This window comes from Clostridiales bacterium (genome assembly GCA_030016385.1).
Lineage (GTDB): Bacteria > Bacillota > Clostridia > Clostridiales > Oxobacteraceae > JASEJN01.
Genome location: JASEJN010000094.1, coordinates 1 through 7,531 on the forward strand (window position 1 = coordinate 1; position 7,531 = coordinate 7,531).

Annotated in this window: 6 protein-coding genes; 1 reads left to right on the forward strand and 5 read right to left on the reverse strand. The window is 38.2% G+C overall.

The annotated features are described in order from the left end of the window. Window positions 1-159 precede the first annotated feature (159 nt). From QME45_14140 to QME45_14155, 4 genes are all read right to left on the reverse strand, one after another. A complete protein-coding gene (locus QME45_14140; GenBank protein MDI6619770.1) occupies window positions 160-696 on the reverse strand; it encodes a metal-dependent hydrolase in 537 nt (178 codons plus the stop codon). A gap of 39 nt (window positions 697-735) precedes the next feature. Beyond that, window positions 736-1,650: a serine hydrolase gene (locus tag QME45_14145; GenBank protein ID MDI6619771.1), complete on the reverse strand. Its 915-nt coding sequence runs from the start codon at window positions 1,648-1,650 to the stop codon at window positions 736-738. Window positions 1,651-1,968: 318 nt separating this feature from the next. Then, on the reverse strand, window positions 1,969-2,871 hold the full coding sequence (gene gnd / locus QME45_14150; protein ID MDI6619772.1) for a decarboxylating 6-phosphogluconate dehydrogenase: 903 nt from the start codon (window positions 2,869-2,871) through the stop codon (window positions 1,969-1,971). A 48-nt stretch (window positions 2,872-2,919) separates the two neighbouring features. Next, on the reverse strand, window positions 2,920-4,449 hold the full coding sequence (locus QME45_14155) for a gluconokinase (protein ID MDI6619773.1): 1,530 nt from the start codon (window positions 4,447-4,449) through the stop codon (window positions 2,920-2,922). A gap of 761 nt (window positions 4,450-5,210) precedes the next feature. On the opposite strand from QME45_14155, the gene QME45_14160 reads away from it, so the two are divergent. After that, window positions 5,211-6,068 (forward strand): glycosyltransferase family 8 protein, encoded by an 858-nt coding sequence (locus tag QME45_14160; protein ID MDI6619774.1) that lies wholly within the window; start codon window positions 5,211-5,213, stop codon window positions 6,066-6,068. Window positions 6,069-6,246: 178 nt separating this feature from the next. Here QME45_14160 and QME45_14165 read toward each other — a convergent pair whose 3' ends face one another. After that, entirely contained in the window at window positions 6,247-7,485 is a 1,239-nt protein-coding gene (locus QME45_14165; protein ID MDI6619775.1) for an IS256 family transposase, read from the reverse strand. Window positions 7,486-7,531 lie beyond the last annotated feature (46 nt).

Genomic DNA, 7,531 nt, shown 5'->3' on the forward strand with positions numbered 1-7,531 from the left:
TATTTTCATAAAATATTTAGCCTCTTCAGGGTGAAATAATCAAAAACTATTGACACATTAAAAGTTTCGGTATATTATTTCAAAAAATAAGTACTAAACATAAAATATTAATTATAGCAATGACATGCCAACCGCTAAAGCCCTTCTTCAATACTCTTTTTAATTGATGTGGCATGTACCATGCCTTACAAACGTTTTGAGCTGCTTATTTTTCGCTAATTTTATGAAATAATAAGCTATAATAATAAATCCTATAAACTCGGGGATATAATATCCGGGATCCGTAACGAATCTCAAAAGGGATTCTTGCATCCAATTGCCCTCCGGCCTTACAGGAAACTTCCATCCAAAGTAAGGCCAGAAAAGTATAGCCGGATATTCCCACATGGAATCCAGAAGCAAATGTATGAAGCTGCATATTCCGAGAAGCAGCATATTATTTTTTTTATACTTGCGCAGAAAGTATATTCCTGCTAATGTCAGCAATCCTGCAAATAACAGTGTATGAGAGAATATACGGCTGTTATGGAAAGTATTTCGAAATAAAAATGCCCCTATAGGTTTGTCTATTATGTCAGGTAATAATGAGCCGGTCAGAACCACCCTGTAATCGATCAAACCTTCATCCTTATGTGCTGCTTTTTCGTATACTTTGATAATACCTGTTGTCAGTCCCAAATGCCCAAAGAAAATCATCCTTTAAACCCGCCTTAAAAAACAATTATTGATAATACATTATTCAAGATATGGAACAATATCCTTATAAACAGCACGTAAAATATCGTTTGCATTATGTTCTTCATGGGAAGTAACTGTGATCACGGCATCTTTATCAGGAAAAACGATGCAAAATTGGCCATACATCCCGTCAGCGCGATAAGCATCTTCATAAGAGCATTTCCAGAGTTGATAACCATAACCTGCAGCGCTCTCGCTATCGTTGAAACCGCAATTAGCGTTAGCTATAAGGTCTGTTGTCGCCTTCTTGATGTATTCATGGCTTACTATCCGCCTTCCATTATAAGTGCCTCCATTTAATAAAACACGGCCAAGCAGCGCAAATTCTTCAATAGTAAGATAAAGCTGTGTCGCTCCTAATGTGTGCCTTCCAGGGCATGTATGCCATTGGGGATTAAAAATCCCGATAGGTGTAAAGAGACGTGGAACAAGATAATCCCGAAGAGTAACTTCCGTTACTTTTTCAACTATGCGGGAAAGCATATATGTACAGGCATTTGAATAAAAAAACACCTCTCCCGCTTTGCACTTCATGGGATCCTCAAAAAACAGCTCAGCCCAATCATGCGTTTTCATTTTTTCTTCATCACATGAAAAATAAAACACATTTTTACCGGATGCCATGTGCAGCAAATCCCTGATGGTAATATCCTCCGAATGCTCCGATGCAATGCCCTTGTATTCAGGGAAAAATCCCAATACCGTGTCCGAAAGCTTCAACCGCCCTTCATCCTGGCAGATTCCGACGCCTAATGAAGTAAAAGTTTTGGATGCGGAATATAAACATACTTTGTCATCAGATCGCCAGTGGTACGATATTTCCTCACCCTTTCTGTACACATTGATTCCATATACTCCAAGTCCCTTTTCAAGCACAGTCAAACGAAATTGATTCAGCATAGATTCCTTCATGATTTAACCCTCCCGTTTATGTAATGCATTTTATTATATTATAATGCAGCCGGGGACGGTTAACAACTTTTTCGCAAGCACAAGTGCCAAGGGGGAGGGACGGTTAACAATTCTACAGAGTGTTGTCGGACTAAGGGTAGGGACAGTTAACAATTTCACAGAATGGGTAAAGTAGGGGTAGGGGTAGTAGGGGACGGTTAATAATTGATTATCATTTTAAGACAAATAGGACATGCACTCTTAGGCATGTCCTATTTGTCTTAAATAAGTGAGGATTTATTAACCGTCCCCTAAGTTTCAAACAATTGTTAACCGTCCCTAATCTTTGGTCTTTACCTTATGGCCGCCAAATTCATTTCTTAATGCGGCAATAACCTTTGCCGAAAAACTTTCTTCCTGCTCCGATCTATACCTCATAATGACCGAATCCGTTATAACCGGCGCCGGCACTTTGAGTTCAAGGGCTGTCTGTGCCGTCCAGAGTCCCTCTCCTGACGAGTATGCGACTCCTTCGATTTTATCAAGCTTTTCATCCTTGCTGAAGGCATCTGCCATTAATTCCATCAGCCAGCCTCTGATTACCGAACCATTGTCCCATAATCTCGCAATCTTTTCATTATCAATATCAAATTCGCTTTTGTCCAGTATCTCAAATCCCTCACCAATTGCCTGCATCATCCCATATTCTATCCCGTTGTGCACCATCTTTGTAAAATGGCCGCTTCCACTCTTTCCTGCATAGAGATATCCGCCTTCCACAGAGATATCTTTAAACAGTTTTTCAACTCTCTCAAAGACATCTCTATCGCCGCCAACCATTGTGCAAACGCCCTGCCGTGCTCCTTCTATTCCGCCGCTTACCCCTGCGTCAAGAAAATCAATGTTTAAGGCCTTAAGCTTTTTATATCTTCGCATCGAATCCTTGTAGAAAGAATTGCCACCGTCGATTATGGTATCTCCACTTTTAAAAATAGAAATTAAGCCATCTATTGTATCGTCAACAGCTTTGCCTGCCGGCACCATAAGCCAGACGACCCTGTTTTCGTTTCCAAGCCTTTTGACCAGATTCTGGATGCTGTTTGCAATTTCAATTTTTTCTTTCTTTGCCTCAAGCATTCTATCCTCACAAATATCGTAAGCGATAATCTCATGTCCCTTTCCGGCTGCATTTATTGCCAGATTCAATCCCATCTTGCCAAGTCCTATAATCCCTAATTTCAATGTTTACACCTCCGCAAGTAATAATTATTTAAACTGCACCAAATATTTCTATTCCCTTTGAAAACCGGTCAACATTTCAAAAACAGGAGTTATCCTGTTAACCGCTTCTTTATAAACCTTGAAATATTCGCTGTAAATCGCTCTCGCATCCTCCCTGGGCTCAATAACTGAATTTTCTTTTATAATAAATGATAAATCCTCAAGTTTTTTGACCATACCTGTTGCATACATTCCAAGCATCAAGGCTCCAATGCAGGGGCTCTCATAGTTTTCCGGAAGGACTAGCTTTCTCCCCAAAACATCGCTTAATATCTGTATCCACTCCGCTGATCTTGTAAAACCACCGTTTACATATATCCTGTCAATACTTCCAACAAGCTCCGAAACGGCTTTATATATATCATTCATTTCATAACATATTCCCTCTATTATTGCCCTTGCGAAATGCTTCTTTTTATGAATATCAGAAATACCGAGGAAGCAGCCCCTTAAGTTTGGATTCCAGTAAGGCGCTCTCTCACCCGTCAAAAATGGCAGGAATATGAGTCCTTCACTGCCGGGTCTGACATTTTCTATATATTTATTTATGATTCCATAGCTGTCGATCCCGATATCCTCCGCAATTTTGGCCTCCATCCCGGCAAAGTTATCCCTAAACCATCTATAAACTATGCCTCCATTGTTCATAGGTCCCCCTACTATATACTTTTCTTCTGTTAAAACATAGCAAAATATTCTTCCCCTGCTGTCTGTAACAGGCTTATCAAAGGCTACCCTTACGGCACCGCTTGTCCCAATCGTTACCGCAGCTGAACCTGTTTCTATCGCTTTTGATCCAAGGTTTGCAAGACAGCCATCACTTGCACCTATAACAAATGCGGTATCCCGTGTAAGACCTGTTGCATTTGAATATTCATAATTCAAATTTTTAACAATATATGTCGTTGGAACTGGCTCAGAGAGCATATCCTCTGAAATCCCGGCTATTTCAAGTGCCTCTTTATCCCAGTTCAAATCGAATATATTGAACATGCCGCTTGATGATGCAATGGAATAGTCGACTATATATTTGCCAAATAATTTATAAAATACATATCCTTTTATCGATATGAACTTGTATGTTTTCTTAAAAACCTCAGGTTCATTGTCCTTAAGCCACATTATTTTATATAGAGGCGACATAGGATGGCAAGGCGTACCTGTCGTTTTATATATTTGTTGTCCCAAACCATTCTTTTTAAATTTCTCGACATACCCTGCACTCCTGCTGTCAGCCCATATGATACAATTTGTAAGAGGTTTCCCGTCTTTATCTACAGCAATCAAACTATGCATGGCCGAGCTAAATGACACAAATGCTATATCTTCTATCTTAACGCCTGACTTTATTATGCTGTCCTTCAAAGTATATATAACAGCATCAAAAATATCATCTGGTTTCTGTTCTTTAAAAAAGGGAGTTGGAGAATAGAGTCTGTATTCCATCGACGATTTGGATAATATGTTCCCATCTCTATCAAATACAATCGACTTTGTACTTGTTGTTCCAATATCTATCCCTATGTAATATGCATCCACAGCTTCATCCGCCTCGAAATCTGTAATAATTTAAACTTTAAAATGTCGTATCTTGTTTTAGTAGATAACCAATCGTTTTTTGAAGTTTTTTCTTGACTTTCCTGTATTCAATGGATCTCCATCCCATCAGCGCTGGAATGAACCTTGCATTTTCGGTTCGCCTTATTTTTTAATCAAAAGAAGTATCACACCTCAGTTTCTGTTTCTCAACTCAATTTACATAACTATAATCCCTTCCATTCAAAAATCCTGTGGTTTTTTGCAGCAGCTCAGGCATAGGTATCTTTTAATGCGGTATTCTGTGCAATAGCTTTTATTTGCATTTTTGCAACAGCTATTCATCATAGATATCCATCTCGATTTTTCAACATCTATCAGCAAAGATTATCAAAGCTATATCTTATTTTCTTCTTTTTTCTGCTCATGATAATACGTAATTTACCCTTTATTACACATATATTAAAGGTAAATTTCAAATCAATATTATAATACTACATATCGATTATTTAAGCCATCATTTATATAGCCCCTGCTTCAATTTCTGTGAAAATGATACTTCCCATAACATAAATCCACTATGCTTTAGTTATTTAATTTATATCATTAAAAAATTGATAACAATATTAATATATTTTATAATAATAGTTGGCAAATGCTAAACATGCTAACTGCATTCAAAAAATAATGTCATCTGCCACAAAAGAAAACAAAAAATAAATATATGGATTATCCATCATCTATATATGCCGGGGAGATTAAACATGAATATTCTTGTTACATTGAATTCTAACTACATAAAACCGCTTATGGTAATGCTCAAATCATTATTCCTAAACAATGCAGGTGAAACATTCAATATTTACCTTATGCACTCGAGCTTAAAAGGAAGAGAACTTTTGTGTATAGATAAGTTCATATCACAAAACGGACACCATTTATTTGTAATCAAAATGCACAACGAAGACTTCAATAAAGCACCTGTAACATCTTATTATACAAAAGAAATATATTACAGGCTGCTTGCTTTTAAATTTTTGCCGTCAAATTTACATAGGATATTATATCTCGATCCGGATATACTTGTCATAAACCCTATAAGGAAACTATATGATACAGATATTTCCGGCTATCTCTACGCCGCAGCATTCCACAACAGAATGTCGACCAAGGAAGTCAACAAGCTCAGGCTCTTTCCTTATAATATCGAAGAATACTTTAACTCAGGCGTGCTCCTGATGAATCTCGATCTACAAAGGCAGAAAATAGATGAGAAGGAAATATATGGTTTTGTATCCAGCAACAAAAACAGGCTCATACTTCCAGACCAGGATATCATTAATGCCCTTTACTCAAAGCAAATTAAAAAGATAGATGAAGTACTATTCAATTATGATGCAAGATATTATATATATTATAAAATAGCAAGCAAAGGTGTCGTAAATATGGACTATATAATTTATAACACCTCAATAATCCATTTCTGCGGTAAGAAAAAACCCTGGAACAAGAACTATAATGGAAAGTTTCATTCCCTTTATAAGCATTACGAAAAGTTAGCGATGGCCGGCAACGGGCAACGGGGACGGTTAAGCAAATCAACAAGCACTGATGGCAACTAAGTTGGATGTTGGGTGTTGGGGACGGTTAAGCAAAAGTTATAAAAAAATAAACAGCAATAATTTGGTTTGGAGAAAAAAATGGGAAATAAACGGTTAACCATAATGCATTGATGTATCAAAGTTGAACTTTTTATATAGATATACGGTTGTGTCAAGTATTCTGTGTAAACTCCAAAATTTAATTTACGAAATCGGTGATTCTATTTCCAAAAATGACAGATAATTGGTTAAGAACCTTTGCCCAATTAGCTATAGGTTTTGTCCATTTTTTCAAGACATCATTTGTCCGCAGGAAAAGAGCCTTCATAACGGACGCGTCATTCGGGAAGGCAGCTTTACCGTTGGTGACCTTACGCAGTGCGGAGTTAAGTCCCTCAATGGTATTCGTAGTATACATCATTCGTCGGATTTCTGCTGGATAGTCAAACATCTGTTCAACATGTGAAAAATTACTCTCCCACACTTTTACAGCGGCGGGGTAATCTTTTTCCCATTTCTCCTTAAAGCTTTGGAAATACTGTTTGGCCTCAGACAGACTGACGGCCTTGTAGAAAAGCCCTGCATCATGCGTAAACTCTTTGTAATGCTTGCTTGGTATATATTTCAAACTGTTGCGCATAAGGTGGACTATGCACCGCTGGACAATGGTATCTGGAAAAATTGATTTAATGCCTTCTTCAAGTCCCGTAAGCCCGTCCAGACTTAAAAACAGGATATCCTGCACGCCGCGCTGTCTAATCTCTTCAAAAATATTCATCCAGAAATGCGCGCCCTCTTCGTCTTTAATCCAATATCCCAGTACATCCTTGTATCCATCGGCATCAATACCAACAATGGCGTATACAGCCTTCTTCCGCGCCTTCCCGTCCTCTTTAACGTTCACATACAGTGCATCCACATAGACAAATGTATACAGCTTTTTTAGCTCCCGATTTTGCCATTCATCAATGCGCGGTTGAATATGGTCAATAATTCTCGATATGGTTTCGGGGCTCAAATCAACACCGTAAATATCTTGAATGATATCCTGCATGTCTCTAGTTGACAGGCCCTTGCCGTACATTGACATCACTTTGCCTTCAATACCGGTAACATCTTTTTGCCCTTTGACAACGATTTTTGGCTCAAAACTTCCGTCACGATCGCGTGGTACAGCAATCTCATTCTCGCCGAAATGAGATATGATTTTCTTTGACTGTTTGCCATTACGCCTGTCGGTAGTATCCTTTTCACCCTGGTCATTCTTATCATACCCAAGGTGTTCGTCTAATTCAGCCTCCAGCATATCCTGTATGGTTCCGGCGAAAACGTCCTTCAATGCGTTGCTCAAATCCTCGGCGTTATTGATTTCATAATCACTCAGAAGTTCTTTAATTAAATCACGATGTTTGTAATATTTCTCATGTAATTTAGCCATGTGCACCCTCCACCTTTTCCAGTTCCTTTATTATATCTCTTCTGGA

Excerpts from the sequence above, each read along its gene's own strand:
- QME45_14145 (MDI6619771.1), bottom strand. The coding sequence starts at position 1,650 with ATGAAGGAATCTATGCTGAATCAATTTCGTTTGACTGTGCTTGAAAAG.
- QME45_14160 (MDI6619774.1), top strand. The coding sequence starts at position 5,211 with ATGAATATTCTTGTTACATTGAATTCTAACTACATAAAACCGCTTATG.
- QME45_14140 (MDI6619770.1), bottom strand. The coding sequence starts at position 696 with ATGATTTTCTTTGGGCATTTGGGACTGACAACAGGTATTATCAAAGTA.
- QME45_14165 (MDI6619775.1), bottom strand. The coding sequence starts at position 7,485 with ATGGCTAAATTACATGAGAAATATTACAAACATCGTGATTTAATTAAA.